Consider the following 20,580-nt stretch of genomic DNA (forward strand, 5'->3'; position numbering starts at 1 on the left):
CATGGTTTTATATGTGCTCTTGTTTGTAAAATCCGTTGCGCAAGTAAGTAAAGACCGTATCCAGATATTGATTGAAGGGAGTTGCGCCTGGATTCTCAGATTGCGCTTGATCCGGGAGCAGCACGTTGAGCCGTCCTTCGACCAAGGGAAGAATCGCCCCATACACCGCACCTAAAAGAAGATGGAGATAGACTTCTTCATACCGTCCGCTGAACATTTCGCCTAGACTTTCCTGCGCTTCGGTCTGCAAGCCGTGGCGAACGCTGAGAAAATAAGGCTCAAGGGTCGGGTATTTTCGAGAAAGGGAAACCAATTCGTGCATTTTTCGGATATGCTCGTTTGTAAGCTGCACTTTTGCCATCTGATAAATAACATCCAGCAAGGGAGTGTCTTCCGGAAAATCCGCTAGCACACGATCATACTCTTGCGTGTTTTCAAAGGTGGTCGCGCCGATGGCAACTGCTTCTTCTTTACAGGTAAAGTAGTTTGCAAAGGTTCTTCTGGAGTAACCGGCCCGCTGAACGACATCCTCGACGACAAATCCGTCTAAACCGCGTTCTCTTGCAAGCTCAAATGCCGCTTCCGCCATCGCTCGGGCAGTCGCTTCCTTTTTCGTATCTCGCAGAGATTGTTTGATAACCATAATCGCCTTTCACGCACACCTTCCTTTTTGGATAATATTGCTGGTTACTATTATAGATAAAACTTGCACATTGTGCAAATTTGCGCTTTGGGTAATTTTAAACGGCGTACTCATCCCTCATATGAGAGGAGAGAGGTTTGAAACGAGGCGGATTTATGCTATAGTTTTTTATTATCCGGCGTTGAACTCCGGTTTGACTATGAATATATGCTCCGTATAACCTCAAAAATATGGTTTGAGGGTCTCTACCAGGAACCGTAAAATCCTGATTACGAAAAGCTTGCGTTTACGAATGCGGCTTTTTGTAGTCAGGATTTTTTGCATATATTTAGGGATAGGATTAACATATATATCCAAATATGAAAGGGTCATATTTTCGAGGGGGGATTGGAGTGGCGGATTGCACCGAACAACTCAAAAGAAGAATCTTAGTCGCAGGAAAGAAAGAACCCGCCGATCTGGTTGTCAAAAACGGAAAAATAATGAATGTATTTACAGGCGAAGTGATGGAGGGCGATATAGCCGTCGTTGACGGGATTATTGCGGGTATCGGCGATTATTCAGGAGAGAGTATGGTAGATGCCCAAGGGAAAATCATCGTTCCGGGTTTCATCGATGGGCATCTCCACATCGAGAGTACGATGCTGGCGCCTCAGGAATTCTCTAAAATTTTGCTGCAGCACGGCGTAACGACGGTCATGGCGGACCCCCACGAGATTGCCAACGTTGCGGGAACGGATGGACTCGATTATATATTGGAAAACTCCCAAGGGCTTCCTATGGATATTTTTATCATGCTGCCATCCTCGGTTCCCGTTACGCCATTTGAAAGCAACGGCGCTGTTCTGCATGCGGAGCAGCTACGCCCTTACCTGGACCATCCGATGGTTTTAGGACTTGCCGAGGTCATGGACTTTCCTTCGGTAGCGGGGGCAGAGGATACGATGCTGCGGAAGCTGGCTGCTTTCCAGTCGCATCCGATAGACGGACATGCCGCCGGCATTGGCCGGGAGGGTCTGAATGTCTATGTGGCGGCTGGAATTCGCAACGATCACGAAGGCGTCAGCTATCAGGATGCTGTCGATCGCCTCTCTCTGGGGATGCGGCTGATGATCCGGGAAGGAACCGTTGCTAAAAATCTCGAAGCTTTGCTTCCCGCCGTTACGCCTCTCAATGCGAGAAGATGCCTCTTTGTGACCGACGATAAACTGCTGGACGATTTGGTGGAGGAAGGAAGCATCGATCATATTGTACGGTTAGCCATTGCGAAAGGCCTTGACCCGATCATGGCAGTGCAAATGGCCACGATCAATGCAGCTGAGGCATTTCGTCTCCAAGATCGTGGTGCGATTGCGCCTGGATTTGCGGCGGATTTCGTCCTCCTTGACGATTTGCGGTCGGTTGCGATCCATTCCGTTTACAAAGGCGGGATATGCGTTGCGGAAAAAGGAGCTGTTCATGAGGAGCTTTTTCCCGTTCCCGAACCTGCTCTGCCTAAACCCTCCATATCCACTTTTCATGTAAAAGAGGTTCATCTCAAGGATTTCGAGCTTCCACTTGCGTCCGATCTGTGCCATATCATTGAAATCATTCCCAATCAAATCGTCACGAACCACCTTCGGATGAAGGTTGACAATGATAACGGCTTGTTTCGACCTTCCTTGAAAAAGGATCAACTTAAGATGGCTGTTGTGGAGCGGCATCGGGCAACGGGCAATATTGGATTAGGCATCGTCAAGGGCTTTCAACTGAACAAAGGCGCCATCGCCACCTCCGTAGCCCACGACTCCCACAACATCGTCATCGTCGGGACAACGGATGAAGACATGTTCGCGGCACTGCAGAAAGTCTTAAGCATGAACGGCGGCCTTGCGGTCGTCGCCGACGGCGAAGTTCTGGCGTCCCTGCCGTTACCCATCGGCGGTTTGATGACGGAGCAGAAATACACAGACGTATATGCTAATCTGAAAAAAATGAACGAGTCGTTGAAGGAGATTGGCGCTCCTGCAGCCTTCGATCCATTTTTGACCTTGAGCTTTTTGACGCTGCCGGTTATACCGCATCTCAAGCTGACGGACAAGGGACTATTCGATTTTCACTCCTTCCGGATCATTCCGGTCGAGGCCGATTCCGAGTGAGATCAGGATGTTCAGGCCGCGTTCTTTTCGCTATAATGGGAACGAACGTTCTTTTTCTTCAAAATGGAAAGGAGTGCGCCTTTGAAACAACCTACCCTGAAAATCGAAGCGCCTAAGCTGCTGCCAAATGAATTAACGATATTCGACCAACCGGATATTCAAACATCCGATTCCTATGACAGGGGAATCTTTCAAGACGTCGTGCTCGAACAGCAACGGGCCGAAAAAGTTTCCTTCGATCACTTCCACTTTAAAAATGCGACCTTGACTGGTTCCGCTTTTCCCGGAATCGAACTGACCGATGTTGTTTTCGAAAAATGCGACTTGTCCAACGTGGATTTTTCCAATGCCATTATCCATCGGACAACGTTCACGGAGTGTAAATTGGTGGGCAGTCTGTTCACGGATGCGACTCTGCGGAACGTACGGTTCGACCGCTGTTTGGCGGATTATGCATCATTCGGATTTGCCGACATGAAACAAGTGATCCTCGAAGACAGTTCGTTATACAAAGCGGATATTATCGAATGCAAGCTGCAAAAAACCGAATTGCGCCGTTGCAAAATCGACCAAGCCTATTTTTCCAATACGAAGCTGGAAGGCATCGATTTGAGCGAGTGCGAGTTTAACGGAATATCCGTGGCTGTGGAGGATCTGAAGGGCTGCATCATTTCACGCGAGCAAGCTTATGTTTTTGCCAATCTGTTCGGATTGATCGTGAAAGATTAAGGCGAAGTGAAGTCGCTTTTGTTGCGAAATGGGGATGGGATAGGGGCGATAACGACCCGAATCCCATCCCCGTTTTCTCTACTGCTCGCTTTTTTGCATCCGCGCATTGCCTTTACGTTTTATTTTGTTCCAACCGACAGATGAGCCGCGAATGGCTGCGAAGATTGATTTTAATATGACATACGTCATGAGCTGACGGTAGACGATCCGTTGAAGAAACAGCCAGACGAGCGGGCGAGGGTTGATCCGTTCCAAACGGAACGCGTAGTACGCAACGGACAGATCAAGCAAAAAGAAGCTGATGTAGAACAAGATTACCGGCTCCGAACTGCGTCCGAATAGGGAGAAAATAAACAGCAGATCAATGACCGGAGACAGCACGGAATATACATATTGAAACAGCCACATGTTGGGCATGCCGATGAAACCGAGCGCCGGCTGGCGCCTGTTAAACAATGATTTGCGATGTTTCCATAGACATTGCAGCGTGCCGTATGTCCAACGAAAACGCTGCTTCGATAAACTTCGCACGTCTTCCGGCGCTTCAGTATAAGCCAGCGCCCGTTCTTCATAATAAACCCGGTATCCCGCAGTGAGCAGGGATAATGTTAGATCCGCATCCTCTGCCAGCGTATCCTCGCTGTACAATCCTGCCTCTATAACCGCCGACTTTCGCCACGCACCGATTGCACCCGGCACGACAGAAATGCAGTTGAGCCGGTCAAACGCCCGACGTTCCAAATTGAAGCCCGTCACGTATTCAATATGCTGCCAAATCGTAAGCAAGTTGCCGGTGTTCCCGATCCTGACGTTGCCGGAGACGGCGGCAACCTTTTCGTCGCGGAATCTGCTCACGAGAAGCGAGATGGCGTCCGACGAGATGAGCGTATCGGCGTCGAAGGCGACGATGATCGTCCCGCTCGCCTCGCGGAAGCCCGCATTGACGGCGGACGCTTTGCCGCCGTTGGCTTTGCGGATCAAGCGCACGCGATCATTCTCGCTGAACCGCTCTTCCACCACTTTGGAGGTCTCGTCAGTGGACCCGTCATCTATGACGATGATTTCAAGGTGCGGATAATCGCTATCCAGGATGGAACCGATCGTTTTACAAATGACCGCTTCCTCATTATAGGCGGCGATGACGACGCTGACAGCAGGCTTATAGTCATTGTCTATTTCCGATGGTCGACTTGCTCGCTTATGCCGCCAGGACAGCCATCCTAACAGGAGCACTCGCAAGATACCGATGCCGATAGCGCAGTAGAACACCCCTTGCAAGATCAGATTCCAGTTTTCCAGCCAGTTGAACACTGTTCGGTCATAATTCATGAAGGCCACATCCTGGATGGAAACGGCCGGCATGGTGTCCGTGCGTGTTTTGCCAATCAATGCGCTCAAAGTTGTAAAGGTATATCCCATTTTCTGAATGGCTTCAATGATCTGCGGGAGTGCCTCGACCGTCTCGGAACGGTTGCCGCCGGCGTCATGCAGTAGGATGACATTCCCCTCATGCAGCTGTGAAAGGACACGTCGAACGATTTCGCCTGTGGAGGGCCGAGCCCAATCTTCGGGATCGATCAGCTCGCCCGCCATGGTATACCCGATATCCTGAGCTCGAATAATCGGCAGAAGCTCCGATGGCGTCGAAGGCTCAGCATCCGCGACATAAGGCGGCCGGAAAAACGTCATGGAATGACCCGTGATTTCTTCGATCAGCCGCTGGGTCGCATTTAGCTCCATGCGCGTGCGCAGAGCCGATATGGTTGCGACGTTGGGATGGGTGAATGTATGATTGCCAAGCTCATGACCTTCCCGATAGATGCGGGTTATCAAGTCGGGATGCATTTCTGCATTTTCGCCGACAACGAAGAAAGCGGCTTTAATGCCATATCGCTTCAATATGTCGAGGATTTCCGGCGTATATGTGTCGTTCGGTCCGTCGTCGAACGTAAGAACGACCTGTTTATTTTTTGGTTTGCCGAAGCGTTGAATTTCGTAAGGAATCGGGTAGGTGGTATAGGTTTCATCGGCTACATACCCTTCCTGGTCCATCTCCACCTGACGTTTACCGTCGCTGGATGACGAGTTAATGCGCAGGATTTCTCCTTCTCCGCTGTAATGTACGGGGCTTGCATTATAGACCGTAGATAACGCGTCAGCTCCGGGCGAAGGCGAATCCAACAGCTTCCAAATCCCAGGGTCTTCCGAGCCCAGCCGCCAGACAGCGACGCCACGGAACCCGTTTTCCTGCACGGTTTTCAGTTGATTATAAAAGGTAGCGGCATCCAGAAACCAGATGATATGCGTGTCGCCGCTTTCTTTGTATCGCAGGTAGGGATTGTCCCCCTCGTCGTCCCAATGAATGGATAACTTGGATTGCTGCGCGAGTTCGATAATATCTCCGAAGGTCATGCTATCAGCGGGATCGCTGGAGCCTTCGGTCCAGTCATAGCCGTAGCTGCCGAGGCTGACCACCATTTTATCCGGGGGGATATCTAGTTGATTCAGCGATTGCTCAAACCAGTTGCTTGAGGCGATAGGGCCAGCCGTGCCGCTCTCGCTATGCTCGTCGTACATCATGACGATGAGCCGATCGGCTATCTTGGCTAGGGCTCCGTAATCGAATGCATGATCATCCGCGGGGACGTCTTCCGTTACGATCAAACCGGATGCGTGAAAAGCTTCCGTCAACTTTTCCATAAACGCCGTCAACAAATCCTGATCGTCGGTGGCCATATCCTCGAAATCGACGTTGATGCCGTTCTCATTCGCAGCTTTTATATTCGCAAGAAGTGTTTCAATAAGCCGAGTTTGCTTGTCGGGTGATTGCAGTAACGCATGCAGCGTCTCACCGTCCCACCGGTTGTTTGAGAAATTATTTAATAGTGGTTCGACTGTCAGGTGTTGACTTTTTGCAATGCGCAGGATGTTCGGATCGGTTTGGTCGTCGATGGAGAAATCAGATTTCAAATGCATCCATTCCGGGAGCAGCGTCGTGATCATCTTGCCATATTGGAGCAATGATTGTTTGCTGCTCTCATCCCAGTTGACATAGAAGCCGTACACTTCCTGCTTGCTCGGTGCGGAGGGGGTTGTTTTGATCTTGGTATTGCGATGCTTGCGAAAATCCAGTTGGAAAGTCGGATGCTTTCTGTCCTCATCTTTCAGTTGTTGAATGAGTTGTTTTTCGCTAAGCTTCTCGTCAATAGTGCGGGAACCGGATGCCAGGCGGCCTTTGCCGAGGCTCAAATTCGGCAGCAGCGCGGTAGAACTGATACTGGCGCTAAAGACGAGCACGATGATGATCGTGATGCTGATGCCGAGCAGCACCAACCGCCGGAGCAACGGCCAGCGTCGGCCGGCCGGATCACGGAAGACGTAATCTTTTGCGACAGGCGCGGCTTTGCGCGGCAGGTTGAACAGCATGAGGAAGAACGGAAATGCTACGACCGCTAGAAGCGCGCCGACAGCCAAACTGCCGATCCAATAGGTTGACCCGCCGAGCGCCCATTTCTCCAGGCTGCGAACGGTGGGGATCAGGGATGAATCAAGCTGCGCCTCATGACCGAACAATCGCTCTCCAAACGAGTAGGACAATAGATGAAAATACGGCACAAGCATGGTTATGGAGAGGCCGAGCAGAAGAGCGAGCAGGTTCAGCTGCAAAAACAGGGAGACAAGGAAAAGCAGCGCGAACCGATAATTGCCTAACGGCAGCATGCCGATGAAGAGGCCCAGGGAACCTGCTGCGGCGCCTCGTAGATTATAGAGGGAGGCGAACAAGGAGGCGGCCAGTCGGGCGGTTGACGTCACTGCCCAACGCTTGATCTTCTGGATCATAACTATACGCCTCGTTTGATAGAAAGTGGGGATCAGGCCAACTATAGCATGCGGTTTTGAAGAAGATCAACGGAGGGAAATCTTATCTTTTTCTTAAAACTTTCCAACTGATTCATGTGAGATGCCTTATCGTTCCCCTCAAGCGGACATCTTGTCAGCCGCTGTATGCCCCGCCTTGCTGCCGCGCAGCTGCTGTCCCCGGTGGAAGAAGGGAAACGCCGCAAAAGCAAGCACCATCAGAACCCCAAAGATCAACGCGCCTTGATCGAAGCCCAGCGTTTTCAAAAGATAACCGCCCAACCAGGCACTAAGGCTTTGGCCGATGAAGGCGAAGCCGCCGGCTCCGAAATAGGCTCCTCGCAGGTGATCCGGAGCGATCTCACCGATCAGCACGTCGCCGATAACGAAACAAAGGATTTCGCCGCTGGTAAACACCGCGATAGACAGCACCAGCAGGATGATCGAGTGGAAGGCGCCTAAACCGAACAGGCCGAGTCCAAATAACAGGCATCCGAGCTTCAGCGCCGTGCTGGACGAATACCGCTTCATCAACCTGCTTAAAGGATATTGCAGCACCAGTACGGAGAGGGTATTCGCCACGAACAGGATGGAGTATACGTTTACCCGGTCATGGCCGATAAACTGGGACACGGTGGTGTCGAGATGAGAGTAGGCTCCAGCGACAAATGTATTGCCCAGAAGAAAGTACAGAAACACTTTGTCGGCAAAAATGATTTTCAGCATGCTGCGGAAGGAAACGGCTTCAGATTGCCCTTTTGGCTGAGCCGAGTGGAGGTGATCTTTGAACCTTGCCCCGAAATAGATTAACAGCAAAGCGAATAAGCCGTAGATTGCCGCACTGAGCAGAAACGGCAGCATCGAATCCGTCCCGCCGACCCCTAGCTTAAGTCCGATCAAAGGTCCGATGGCACCGCCGATATTAATGGCGAAATACCGCGCGTTAAACGCGTCGCTGCGTTTTTCTTCGGGAGTGACGTCAGCCAGAAGCGCCCGGGCCGCCGGTTCGAAGATGTTGCGGAAGAGCCCGTTCATGGCGCTGAGCAGGAAAAATTGCCACGTATCAACGGCAAAGGCGAACCCGACAAAGACGAAGGCCCAAAGCATAATCGAAGAGATCATGACCGGGAAACGCCCAAGTCGATCGGACAAAGCGCCGCCGACGAAACTGCTGAGGGTCCCGACAAACAGGCTGATGCCAAGGATGGCCCCGATGGTAGCCGGATCGATGCCTTTTACTTTTCCCAAATAGATGCCGAGAAAAGGAATCGTCATGAAGAACCCCGTACGAGCCAAAAACGTTCCGATAATCACGATCCATGCTACCGGATGAAAGCCGGTTCCTGTACGAAGAGATCGTTTGGTTAAACTTATCATGAAACAGCCCTCCCCTATGGTAGTTGCGGCAATCCGCCGCCATGGATATGATTATAGCTTCTCGAAAGGGGAAGAAAAGTGTACAATTCGCCTAAAGGTGTTCCCCTTTTATTGGGCAACGAGGCTAGGGAGGTTTAGGGCATGCTTGCTGCAACTTTGCGGTTTATGGAACTGAATGTTCATTTTGCGGAAAAGGAAACGGGGAAGCCTTTCCCCGTTACGATATCCCAATTGGCAGAAGTCTGGCACTGTACGCCACGTTATGTCAAGCAGGTGATCCATCATCTTCGGGATATGGGGTGGATCGATTGGGAGGCTGGGCAGGGGAGGGGAAATCCTTCGGTTTTGACGCTCAAGACCGATCGGGATGATCTGCTTCTGGATGAGGCCAAACAGCGGATTGAACAAGGGCAGGTGCAGGAGGCGATGGAACTCTTGAACCGATTCGGGACAGGGTTTGTCAGGGAACGGTTCATGGGCTGGCTGTCGGAAGGTATGGGTTTTAGCAACAAAACCGTGTCGGATAAGCTCCAGGATACGTTACGTCTGCCGGTGTACCGGACTATTCAAACCTTAGACCCCGCCCGGGTCTATTACGGCTTTGATTCTCACTTAGCCAGTCAAATATTCAATACCCTCGTCAAATACGACAGGGACAGCCGGCTCATCCAGCCCTGCATCGCCCATTCTTGGGAGCAAGACGCGAGCGGTAAAGTCTGGACCTTTCATTTGAAAAAGGGCATCTCATTCCATCACGGACGCGAATTGACTGCGGAGGATGCCGTGTTTTCCCTGGAACGCATTCGTCTAGGCGCAGATCGGTTCGAATCGTCCTGGATGTTTCGGGACGTGGTGAAGATGGAAGGCGTCGATGAAAAGACATTGCGGATATTTTTGCGAGAGCCGAACTTCTTGTTTTTGCGCTTTCTGAGCACGGTTCAAACCGGCATTCTTCCTGCCGATCTGGTGGAAGGAGATGAGAGGACATTCTGGGACAATCCCTCGGGTACCGGTCCGTTCCGGTTGTCACGATTGAACCAAGGAATTTGCGTCATGGAGGCGTTTCGCGATCATTTTCAAGGGAGACCGCAGCTGGACCGGGTAGAAATCCTGCTGTTTCCCGATCTAGACGAAGGTTCCTTGAAAGAGCCGGACTGGACCTCGGTCATGTCCTGTCAAGGCGATGCCCGCGTAGCGCGATCCGACTTTCTCATAAAAGATGGCGAAGACTGCGAATGGTGCAAAGAGGAGACTTACTTTGCCTGCAGCAGCATGCTTGTTTTCAATCAGCAGAAAAAAGGGCCGCAGAACGACCCGCTATTCCGGGAGGCGCTGCACCAAATCATCGACAGGAAGCGGTTGATCGCAGAGCTGGGGGAGGACCGGATTTATCCGGCATACGGCTTTCGCTCCCATCCGGAGGAAGGCTTCCCAAAGGATGCGGAAGAGGAAAACTACCTTTCTCGGGATGAAATTCGCAATCTTCTGGCGGCTAGCCATAATGATGGCGAGCCGTTCCATCTATCGGCTAACGATTTCCACAAGGGGGATGCCTTTTGGATTGAACGACAGCTGAAGGAATATGGTATCAACATGAGCATTACACTGGAGAATTACGAGAATCAGGAGAAACCGGGCGGATTCCAATATGATGGCCGCATATACGGGGTTTCGCTGCAAGCCGATGAGGTCGGTGAGTTGGAAGTGTATTTGCAAAACAATTATTTCTTTCCCGCTTATGACGGAGAGATGGCGGAGAAGGTTTGGGAAACAGCCGAGGCAGTATACCGGGAACCGGACGAAAAAAAGCGCAAAGCCCATCTGAAAGGGTTAGAAAGCCGAATCCGGCGCGAGAACCGCGTCTTGTTTCTGGCCCACAAAAAGAGCAGCACCGCTTTCCATAAGTCAGTCCGCGGCGTGAACATCAATGAATTCGGTTGGCTGGACTTCGACAAAATCTGGTTTCATCCGTCTCAGAGAAAATCCTGAGTGATTAGTTCGGCGCACACCTATGTCACGAATGCTCCTTCGTTAAGTGTGATGACGAATCCTACGATTTGACCGCGTCATCCTGGCCGAATTCGTCATAGACAACGAGTGAGGAGTGTTTTATTTTTAGGGAATAGGTTCCAATTACGACTCGTTCGGGGGGGCAGGCGGAATGGTTCAAGTGCTGGTCGTAGATGACGAAGCGATTGTCTGTCAGGGGATCAAGGAATTGCTGGAAGCGTCGGAGCTGGGAATCTCGCAAGTGTTGACAGCCTGTAACGGCTACGAGGCGCTGGATTACATCCGGATGGAACATATCGATCTCGTGCTAACGGATATTCAGATGGACGGCATGAACGGGATCGAGCTGATGGAATCGATCATGTCTGAGAAGCCGGACATTCCCGTCATCGTCATAACCGCCCACGATGAGTTCGAATACGCGCAGCGATGCATTCGGCTCGGCGCGCGAGACTTCCTGATCAAGCCAGTCATGCTTTCACAATTGCTTTCTGTCGTCAGCCGGGAGCTGTCTCAGCGCCATGAGAAGTACAGACTGGTGCTCGAGGAGTCGCTGAAGCTGAAGTTTTCCATGACCGCCATGCTGAGCTTGCGTTCCTACATTCTGAACGAGCTCATCTCGGAGCCGCTCGCCCACGCGGACGATTATCGGACGATCTTAGAGCAGTTGGAGCTATCCTTGACCGGTCCGTATTATTCAATATTCGCGCTGGAGCTGCAGTGGGAAGATGCCGAGGCGCGGCCGGAACAGGTTCGCACGCTGCGGGACCGCAATTTGCTCAAGTACGCAGCAGTCAACATAATCGAAGAGACGTTGGCGAAGTGGCGTGCTCTGGCATTCTACGGCGCCGGCAGCCGAATCGTGGCGATCATACAGGCGACGGAAGCCGACGACTCGGACCAGTTCTCCGACAGTGCCGCCAAGCTGAACATGCTAGGGAGAATGTTAACCGATAACATCCGACTGTACCTGCATATCCCCGCAGCCGTAGGCATCAGCCCGCTGCAGCGGGGTACCGAATCGCTGACAGACGGCTACCGCAGAGCTACGGAAGCCGTTAAGCGATCCGGACTGTATCCGCACCATCATGTGTTTTACTCTGAAGACTTCCTGAAGCCCGGCTCCGGCGACCTGATCAACTGGCAGGAAAAGACGGACCGCTTCGTGCAGATCATACAGACGCGAAAGCTCGACTCGGAAAGCCGCCAGGCTGCCGTGAGTCTGCTAAACGATGACCTCGCGCCATTGTTCGGCAGCAGTGAGGCTTCTTCCGTCCTGGTGTTCAGCATCGCCTATCGGGTATACGCGGCTCTCATCACGCGTATGGATCGCATCGGCGACCGCTGCGCCGCCCTCGATCCGCTAGCTTTTTTCGGCGGAAGCCCTTCCGGCAGCGAGTCGAAAACGCGATTAAGCGAATTTTTGTCGCTGGCCGCCGATCTGCTCCAGATTTCCCTCGCCGATCAGGACGAAGCGCTGGTGGAGCAAGCCATCGGCTACATTCGCGCTAGCTTTAGGCAGAAAGGCTTGAAAATTCAGGATATCGCCAGTCACGTCTTTATCAGCCCCAACTACTTGAGCTATTTGTTCAAGCAGCACAAGAGCGCGACGATCTGGGAGTTCGTCACCAAGCTTCGCATGGAGGAAGCTCGTCATTTGCTGTTGAATACGAACAAGAAACGATACGAGATCGCTGAAGAAGTCGGCTACGAATCACCCGAGCATTTCAGTCGCGTGTTCAAGCGGTTTTTCGGGGAGAGCCCGAATATGCTGCGCAGCTGACAAGCCCATTCGAAGGAAGGAGGGAAGCGGTTGTTCCGTTGGATCCGGTGGAATCGCTTAACGAACAAAGCCATCCTTTTCGTCGTCTTTTTACTCCTCGTTCCGATGCTGTTGATCTTCTTGTTCGCTTCGCACCAAGCGTCTCGATCGATTCAGGAGCAGGCGGGTAAGGCGTTCCTGGAGCTGAATCGGCAAAACCACGCGACGCTTGACCGGATTCTCGATGCCGTCGACCAGAAGACGGTGGACATCATGAACTCGGCGATGGTGCAGCAGTGGAATGCGCCCGCCGCGGAGGTGACCGACCACGAGCGCGTGAAGCAGTATACGGATCTCGAAAGGATGCTCGAGAACGACTCCGGTGCCGTCAAATATTCGATCTTCCTGCTGACGGATCACCCGGAGGCTTATTACTTTGCGCCTTCGTCTGACTTGTCGTCGTCAGGCGTTTTTTTTATTCGCGATCCGAAGGATATCCCTTGGCTTGACACGGTCATGCGCAGGAATGGGGGAGGGTTGCTAACGGTAATCGAAAAATTCGGCTTCAACCCGAAGCCCCAGCGAACCGTTGCCTATATGCGCAGCATCGTGCACCTGGACGATGGCAGCAAGACGTTCGGCATCGTCGTGGCGACGGAAATCGAAAGCGCCTTTCAAGCGGAGCTAAACGCTCTCTCCCTGCCGGATAGCTCAAGAATTTTCCTGACGGATGCCGATGGAATGACGCTGGCCGGCTCCGCCGAGCCTGGCAGTTCGTTCGCGCTGCCGAACGAGAGGGCGCTCAACACGCCGCTCGTGAAAGCGTACGGTAGCGACCTATTCGTCTACCATGTTAGCCCGAACTATTCGAGCAAACTCATCTTCCAGATCCCGCTGCATTCGCTGCTCGGCGCTTATTACGAGGTGCAGCGCATTATTCAGGTCGTCGCCGCATGTTATTTTCTCGCCGTGCTGATCTTTCTCGTCTATTTGGTCAATTCCGTCTTCCGGCCTCTGCTGCGGCTGACGGGCTTGACGCGCTCTTACGAACCCGGCAAGGAAATGGCTCACAACGGCGAGTTCCACCGGCAGGACGAGATCGGGCTGCTCTATCGGTCGTTCTATAGGATGACGGACCGGCTCAATGAAATGATTTGGGAGAAATACGTGCTGGAGTTGAAGCAGAAGGAATCCGAGTTGATGATGCTGCACTCGCAGATCACCCCTCACCTGCTGTACAATTCTCTCGATTCCATCTACTGGCAAGCGATACGGGGCGGTTTTCCGGAATTGGCGGAGATGGTTCGGGACCTGTCCACCTTGCTTAGAATCGGTTTGAGCCGGGGCAAAGAGATCATCACGATACGCGAAGAGCTGAGTCACGTCGAGGCTTATCTCCATCTGCAGGAAAAAAGGTACCGACAGTCGTTCCAAGCGCATATTGCCGTGGAGGAGGGGGCGCGGGAGTGTCTGCTGCCGAAGGTCATTCTCCAGCCACTGGTCGAGAACAGCATTTTGCACGGCGTCGGCAAGATGGACGGTGAAGGCATGATCTGGATCGACATCCGCGCTGACGAACGGGAGCTGGTCATTACCATCGAAGATAACGGGTATCGCCAACCCAATCTGGCCAAAATCTTTGCCCTGTTGGCCGGCACGGCCGCGCCCGACGAAGGCTTCGGAATCCGCAATGTGCACAAGCGCATCCAGCTGCGATTCGGATTGGAATATGGCCTTGCATATGCCGAGCGCGAGGAGGGAGGGCTTCGGGCGACGATCCGGATGCCCGCCATCCGTTCCGCGGAGCAGCTCGCCGCCTACACCGCCTGATCCTTCGACCCAGCCGCCGAAATCGGCGGTTTTTTCTCTACATAAGAATTTATAAGTTTGCCTCGATAAATAGCCTTATTCCGCTAGGGTAAACTCCGCCCGTCCATCAAGGACGCGTCAGTCGTTTATCCCTGTAGTATCCATCATCATGATCGGAGAACCCGTCATCGATGCGCCGTCTAAGTGGACCTATACTGAGGGTACTTCGTATAGGGGAGGGCACGAAAGTGAGTGAGTTGTCGGAAGTCGTCAGAGCGCCTACCAGCCGGCCGATGCGGCGGCGATTGGGGCGCGGGTATATGGGTGGCGTGCTATTTTTGCTGCCGGCCATCGTCGTATTCGGCTTATTCTTATGGACGCCGATCGTCAAAGGCATTATCTACAGTTTCATGAGCATCGATTTTGTGAACGGCAATCGGTTTATCGGCTGGACCAATTATCGCGAGGTGCTGGCTGTCAGCGATCTGGGCATCGCCGTGCGGAACACCTTGTATTACATGGTCCTCGGCGTTTTAATCGGATTCTGGGTGCCCAGCCTTGTCGCCATTGCCCTCTCTGAGTTGAGACGAATGCAGGGAATGATGCGGTTGTTCGTCTATTTGCCGCACATCGTCCCCGCCGTCGTACTGTACGGGATGTGGCAGTGGATGTACGATCCCCTCGGCCCGGTCAACCAGATTTTGTCCTGGTTCGGAGCGCATCCGGTCATGTGGTTGACCGACAAACACGCAGCGATGGTATCAATCGTCATCGCGGAGACGTGGCAGGGCTTCGGACAAGCGACGCTGATCTATTTGGCCGCGATCGTCGGCATCCCGAAGGATCTGTACGAGGCGGCGGAGATGGACGGCGCCGGGGTGTGGCAGCGGATCCGCTACATTACGATACCGGGCATTCGTCACGTGTACGCGCTCTTGTTCATGCTGCAGTTGATCGGCACCAGCCAAGGGTATCAGACCCATATCGCTTTGACGGCCGGCGGGCCTAACAAGGCGACGCTGACTTACATGTACCAGATCATTAACGAAGCGTTCACTAACTTGAATTACGGCAAGGCATCGGCAATGGGCGTTCTCATGTTCGCCGTGCTCACGGTCCTGTCGATCGGCGTGTACGCTTTCCAAGGAAGGGGGAGCCAGACATGACCCCTCAAGATCGCAGTATCCTATCCTCTTATGATTTCAAGCGAAGCGCGGTTCGTCTCGGCTATTCGGCGATGGTGATCGCATTGATTGCCGTCGCGCTGTCGATGCTGTATCCGTTCGGAATAACCGTATTCTCGTCGCTTAAGTCAAAACAGGAAATTTATGTGTTCCCGCCGACTTTCTGGCCGCGAACATTCGTCTGGAGCAACTACAAGGAAGGCATGCAGTATATCCATTTGCTGCGAGCTTTCTGGAATACGGCACTTATTTTCGCGGGGAATGCGTTTTTTTCCCTGTTCGTCGTCGGTTTTGCGTCCTTCGGATTATCGCAGTTGAAGGTACCTTTCCGCAGGTCGGTTACCTTCTACTTCATGAGTTCCTTGATGATCCCGAGCGCGACGTATTTGATTCCGAACTTCCTGAATCTGCAGAGTCTCGGACTGCTTGATTCCGACTGGGCACTATGGCTGCCGGCAGGCGCCAACGCCTTTTACATTTTGCTGCTGCGCAGCTTTATGGACGGGATCAATAAGGAGCTGTTCGCGGCCGCCCGTATCGACGGGGCGTCGGATCTGCGATGCTTTTTCCGCATCGCGCTGCCGCTGTCGGTTCCGGTGCTGTCTACCTTGCTGATTTTGTCGTTTTCATCAACTTGGAACGATTGGTTCTGGACTTCCCTTGTGTTCGCGACCCCTAATAAGTATCCGATCGCGGCGCTGGTCTATCACAACATCATCCAATCGCTTAACATCCCTTGGAATGTGAAATTCAGCATCCTGACGCTGGTCATGATCCCGCCGCTTGTCTTCTTTCTGGTATTTCAGAAAAATATCGTGCACGGGCTGAACGTGTCGGGGGTCAAAGGGTAGACCGATGGATCGCTCACAATAATCGGAGCATCGGTCATCGCATCTAGGCTTAACCGGACTTACGATAGTCGTAGCAATTCAGATGAGTAGCCAAATAAACGAAAGGGGTAAACATTTGATGAAAAAACGAATGGCAGGCGCACTTACTTCCGCCCTCTTAATGGTGGTTCTGACGACAGCGTGCGGATCCTCCGGCGGCAATAACGCCAGTGAAAGCCCGAGCAGTTCGAAGCAATCTTCGCCAGCGAACAGTGCGAGCCCAAGCGAGACATCAACGGCCTCTCCATCCGCTGCTCCAGAAGTGACGATGATCGTGCAGTATCCGAAATCGGACAATGCGAACGCGATTACGGCAGCGGAAGACAAAATGAAACGGTTTGGGCAGCAATATCCAAACGTCACGCTGAAAAAGAACGACTGGCAGTACAACCCGAATGAGATCGGCATCAAGATGGCCGCCCATCAAGCGCCATCCTGGTACCGGACGTTCGCGACGGAAGGCAAGACGCTTTTGCAGCACCAATGGCTCGCGGACTTGTCACCGTTCTTCGCACATTACGAACATGCAAGCGATTTCAACGAACAGTTGACCGGACCCTTCACGATGGACGGTAAGCTGTATGCGGTGCCAGCCAACGGCTACATCGTCTCCGTCATGATCAACAAGAAGCTGTTCGCAGAGAAGAATGTGCCAGTTCCGTCCCCGGACTGGACCTGGGACGACTTCTATGCGGCGGCGAAAGCGATCGCCGATCCGGCTAAGGGCATCGCTGGCTTCGCGCCGATGGCCAAGGGCAACGAAGGCGGTTGGAACTTCACCAACTTCTTGTATGCTGCCGGTGGCACTGTCGAGAATGTAGCAGACGGCAAAGTGACGTCAGCCTTCAATTCCGACGCCGCTGTCAAGGCGATGGAGTTCTACAAAAAGCTCCGCTGGGATGGCAACGCGCTGCCGCAGAACTGGGCGCTGAACTACGGGGACGTATTCAATCTGTTTAAGCAAGGCCGCGTGGCTATGGTGCTGGGCGAAGCAATCGAAGACGCCGTGAACAATGGCGGGATGAGCAAGGACGATGTCATGATTTTGCCAGTTCCTTCGATGGAGAAGGGGGGCGATCATACCGGAGTTCTCGGTGGCAACTTCGACGTCATCAACCCGCAGGAATCGCCTGACGTGCAGCAAGCGGCTTTCAACTATGTCACGTTTGACCTGTTCAAGGACACCGAGGTTGATGCGCTGAAGAAGACGATCGAGGATAGGAAGGCGAAAGGGCAGATTCTCGTCTTCGGCAAGCCGGCCTACTACAAGTCCGATTCGGAGCACGGCAAGAAGCTACTCGATCTCGTCAACCAATATCCGGATACGGTCGTCAAGCTGGATCCGAAGATCGTCTCGATGCTGAAGGGCGTTCCCGAGCCGGCGTATAACGGACAGGACAGCTACGCGGCGCTGACGAACGTCATTCAGGAAGTGTTCACGAACAAGAACGCGGACGTGAAGAAGCTGCTGGACGACGCAGCCCATAAATTCGATACGGAAGTTCTGTCTAAAGTTACCGTCAAGTAACGAGATTCCAGCGAGCGCCTATATAATCGATAGGCGCTCGCTTCATACAAGGAGGCAAAACTTCGTGCATCAATCATTTCCTAGATGAATGGAGGAACGAGGCGAATGAAGCATCGATGGCTTTGCGGGATCTGTATTGCCGCTGTGCTCGGAATACTGGTCTCTTCCACATGGTTCGGCACGGGGAGAGCCGAAGCGGCAGACGAATTGATCGCGAACGGTGGCTTCGAAAGCGGGCTGTGGTCGGAGAAGAGCGGTACGATTGTACTCGATGGGAGCGAACACCACGGCGGGACGCAATCCGCCAAAATCACAGGCGCGGCCACGGAGGGATACATCGCTTCGACGCCACTCGCCATCAATCCGAACGAGACGTACCGATTAAGCGTCTGGATCAAGTCGGACCTCGCTTCTTCGGATCCGTCCATCAGCGTGAACGTGCTGCCGATCAATGGCAGCAATACGGCGCTGCCTTGGTATCCGAACGGAGATGCGACGAAGAAAATCATCCAGACAGGCGGCAAGCAAAACTGGACGCGATATACGGTAACGTTGAAGGGAGATATGAATACCTCGGCTGCAAAGGTCAAAATTTATCTTCGCGTCAGCGCGGGCGCATCCGGAACCGTCTGGTTCGACGACGTCTCCCTCGTTTCGGCGAACCTGCTTAGCAATCCCGGCTTCGAGAGCGGCTCCGCCTGGCGTCTGCATACGGCGGGAACCGACGTGGTGTCGAATGTCGAGCATAACGGCTCTTATTCAACGGCACTCACCGGAGGAAGCAGCGAAGCTTACGTCGCCTCCAACGTGTTCGCGGTGAGTCCAAAGGAGACATACCGGCTGACGATCTGGCTGAAGACGCAGAACGTGACGACCTCGAACGGCGTCTCCGTCAACGTGCTGCAGATCGATGCGAACAATTCCGCGATCAACTGGATCACGAAGACCGGAAGCGACAAGAAGCTGATCTCCGCAGGCGGCTCGCAGGATTGGACGCGTTATGAGATCACGCTCAGCGGCTTCACCGCCAACACGGCCAGCCTTGCGGTTTACGTGCGCAGCGACGGGGGCATCAGCGGTTTGGCTTGGGTTGACGACGCGACGGTTAGCATCAAGTACCGGGATAACTTCTTCTGGGGCGTGACCGGCCATCCGAATCGGACCGCGGCCTATCCAGGCGCACAAATTCCCGATACCCTTGATAAAATCAATGGGCTTGGTGCGCAGATCTACCGCATCGAGCAGAGCCCGTATTTGTCCGGCGCCGGATGGAACTATACCGATTTGGATAATGCGGTCAATCAGGCATACGCCAAGGGGCTCAAGCTGTATCTGGTCCTAAACGAATACTTTACGCTCGCGGATGCGGATCTCAAGCAGATGGCGCACGATGTGGCGGATCGGTATAAAGGCAAGATCTCTTACTATCAGATCGATAACGAGCCTGACGACGCGACTATTTACAAGCCGAGCGGCTATGACGGTTCATCGCCTGCACATTACGACCCGGCGAAGTACGATCCGCTGCTGCCCAAGTGGAAGGCGATTTCGGAGGGGCTGCGAGACGGCGATCCGAACGCCAAGCGGGTGATCAACATCGGGTATTTGCATACCGGATTTCTCGATAAGGTGCTGAGTGATGGCTTGCAATGGGACGTTAACGCACTTGATTGGTACTCCGATATGGACAGCAACGGTGATATGGTCACGGTGCTGAAGGATATACAGGATAATTATCCCCAGAACGAGCTGCTCGTCGCCGAACTGGATACGCGAAATGGCACCCAGACGCTGACCGAGCAGCAGCAAGCCGACTATATTCAAGCAAAAGCGAACGAAGCCTATTATTCGTCGCTGCTTCCCGAAATACGAGGATTTTTCGTCTACGAGCTGCTGGACGAAGATACGCTGGCCGGTACTGAAGCCTATTACGGACTCGTCCACGACAGCTATGACAAGGTCACACACGTCAACACGATCGGATCCAACAAAATCGCCTATGGCGTCTTCCAATCTTTGATCGCAGCCAAATATTGAAGCGGCAGCTTCCTCAAAAGGAGAGGTACGCATGAAATCGTTACGACGTTTCACGCTTGTCCTGTTCACCTTGCTGTGGTTCGGAGGCGTCATCGTCGGCGGGCTCGGATTCCGTACCGCAACCGTTTTCGCCTCGTCTGGCGGGCAGTTGATCGATCAGCCGGTAGGCAGCTTTGAGGCCGCAAGCGAAAACTGGTCGACAACGCTGGGCGGCGAATTTCCGGGCGCAACCGGAACGTTTGTCCGCGATACCGCCGATCCCCATTACGGCGGCTATTCGGAACGCATCTCGGCTGATTTTACCGCCGGCGGCCGATATGTCGGCATTTCCAGAGGCTTGCCGTCGCTAGACGCACAGGAGCTCGATTTCTGGATCAAGTCGGCGGACATCAACCAGATCGAGGTGCGGATGATCGACAACACCGGCCAGACGCATCAACAGCGGATCAATCTCACGTCCACCCCGGACTGGCAATCCGTCTCGGTAACCAAGTTCAACGGCGGGACGGACTACACGCACTTCGGCGGCACCAACGACGGCGTCTGGCATGGACCGGCGAAGCAGATTTGGCTCATCATCGAGAGCCGGTCGATCGTGGGAGGGGGTAAAACTGT

At 53.2% G+C, this 20,580-nt stretch carries 13 protein-coding genes and 1 riboswitch; of the genes, 10 read left to right on the forward strand and 3 right to left on the reverse strand.

Translation table 11 applies throughout. The annotated features are described in order from the left end of the window. Positions 1-7: 7 nt before the first annotated feature. On the reverse strand, positions 8-643 hold the full coding sequence (locus TJ79_RS03535) for a TetR/AcrR family transcriptional regulator (protein WP_040948913.1): 636 nt from the start codon (positions 641-643) through the stop codon (positions 8-10). 192 nt (positions 644-835) lie between these two features. Beyond that, positions 836-935, forward strand: a riboswitch (purine riboswitch). Positions 936-1,035: 100 nt separating this feature from the next. Here TJ79_RS03535 and ade point away from each other — a divergent pair. Beyond that, on the forward strand, positions 1,036-2,781 hold the full coding sequence (ade, locus tag TJ79_RS03540; RefSeq protein ID WP_040948914.1) for an adenine deaminase: 1,746 nt from the start codon (positions 1,036-1,038) through the stop codon (positions 2,779-2,781). An 81-nt stretch (positions 2,782-2,862) separates the two neighbouring features. Further along, a complete protein-coding gene (locus TJ79_RS03545; RefSeq protein WP_238322762.1) occupies positions 2,863-3,510 on the forward strand; it encodes a pentapeptide repeat-containing protein in 648 nt (215 codons plus the stop codon). A 78-nt stretch (positions 3,511-3,588) separates the two neighbouring features. Here the strand turns inward: TJ79_RS03545 and TJ79_RS03550 are convergent, their stop codons facing one another. After that, positions 3,589-7,350 carry a trifunctional glycoside hydrolase family 18/polysaccharide deacetylase/glycosyltransferase family 2 protein gene (locus tag TJ79_RS03550; protein WP_081756678.1) on the reverse strand — a complete coding sequence of 1,254 codons (3,762 nt, stop codon included), beginning with the start codon at positions 7,348-7,350 and terminating at the stop codon, positions 3,589-3,591. A 138-nt stretch (positions 7,351-7,488) separates the two neighbouring features. Next, positions 7,489-8,745, reverse strand: coding sequence for an MDR family MFS transporter (locus tag TJ79_RS03555; RefSeq protein WP_040948915.1), 1,257 nt, complete (start codon positions 8,743-8,745; stop codon positions 7,489-7,491). A 141-nt stretch (positions 8,746-8,886) separates the two neighbouring features. Here TJ79_RS03555 and TJ79_RS03560 point away from each other — a divergent pair, with 141 nt between their 5' ends. The 8 genes from TJ79_RS03560 to TJ79_RS03600 form a co-directional block, all read left to right on the forward strand. Further along, positions 8,887-10,734 carry an ABC transporter substrate-binding protein gene (locus tag TJ79_RS03560; protein ID WP_040948916.1) on the forward strand — a complete coding sequence of 616 codons (1,848 nt, stop codon included), beginning with the start codon at positions 8,887-8,889 and terminating at the stop codon, positions 10,732-10,734. Positions 10,735-10,906: 172 nt separating this feature from the next. After that, the gene (locus TJ79_RS03565) at positions 10,907-12,538 is read left to right on the forward strand and encodes a response regulator transcription factor (RefSeq protein ID WP_040948917.1); all 1,632 of its coding nucleotides are present in this window, start codon (positions 10,907-10,909) and stop codon (positions 12,536-12,538) included. Positions 12,539-12,568: 30 nt separating this feature from the next. Then, on the forward strand, positions 12,569-14,347 hold the full coding sequence (locus tag TJ79_RS03570) for a cache domain-containing sensor histidine kinase (RefSeq protein WP_040948918.1): 1,779 nt from the start codon (positions 12,569-12,571) through the stop codon (positions 14,345-14,347). 227 nt (positions 14,348-14,574) lie between these two features. Next, positions 14,575-15,492: a carbohydrate ABC transporter permease gene (locus tag TJ79_RS03575; protein WP_040948919.1), complete on the forward strand. Its 918-nt coding sequence runs from the start codon at positions 14,575-14,577 to the stop codon at positions 15,490-15,492. Next, the gene (locus TJ79_RS03580; RefSeq protein ID WP_040948920.1) at positions 15,489-16,361 is read left to right on the forward strand and encodes a carbohydrate ABC transporter permease; all 873 of its coding nucleotides are present in this window, start codon (positions 15,489-15,491) and stop codon (positions 16,359-16,361) included. Before TJ79_RS03575 ends, TJ79_RS03580 begins: the two co-directional genes overlap by 4 nt. A gap of 118 nt (positions 16,362-16,479) precedes the next feature. Beyond that, complete coding sequence (locus tag TJ79_RS03585; RefSeq protein ID WP_040948921.1) at positions 16,480-17,928, forward strand: ABC transporter substrate-binding protein; 1,449 nt, start codon at positions 16,480-16,482, stop codon at positions 17,926-17,928. A gap of 105 nt (positions 17,929-18,033) precedes the next feature. Beyond that, a complete protein-coding gene (locus TJ79_RS03595; protein WP_052339221.1) occupies positions 18,034-19,965 on the forward strand; it encodes a carbohydrate binding domain-containing protein in 1,932 nt (643 codons plus the stop codon). 31 nt (positions 19,966-19,996) lie between these two features. Next, positions 19,997-20,580: hypothetical protein (locus TJ79_RS03600; protein ID WP_040948924.1), on the forward strand; the 584-nt coding region annotated here is incomplete at its 3' end.

This window comes from Gorillibacterium massiliense (assembly GCF_000455485.1).
Lineage (GTDB): Bacteria > Bacillota > Bacilli > Paenibacillales > NBRC-103111 > Gorillibacterium > Gorillibacterium massiliense.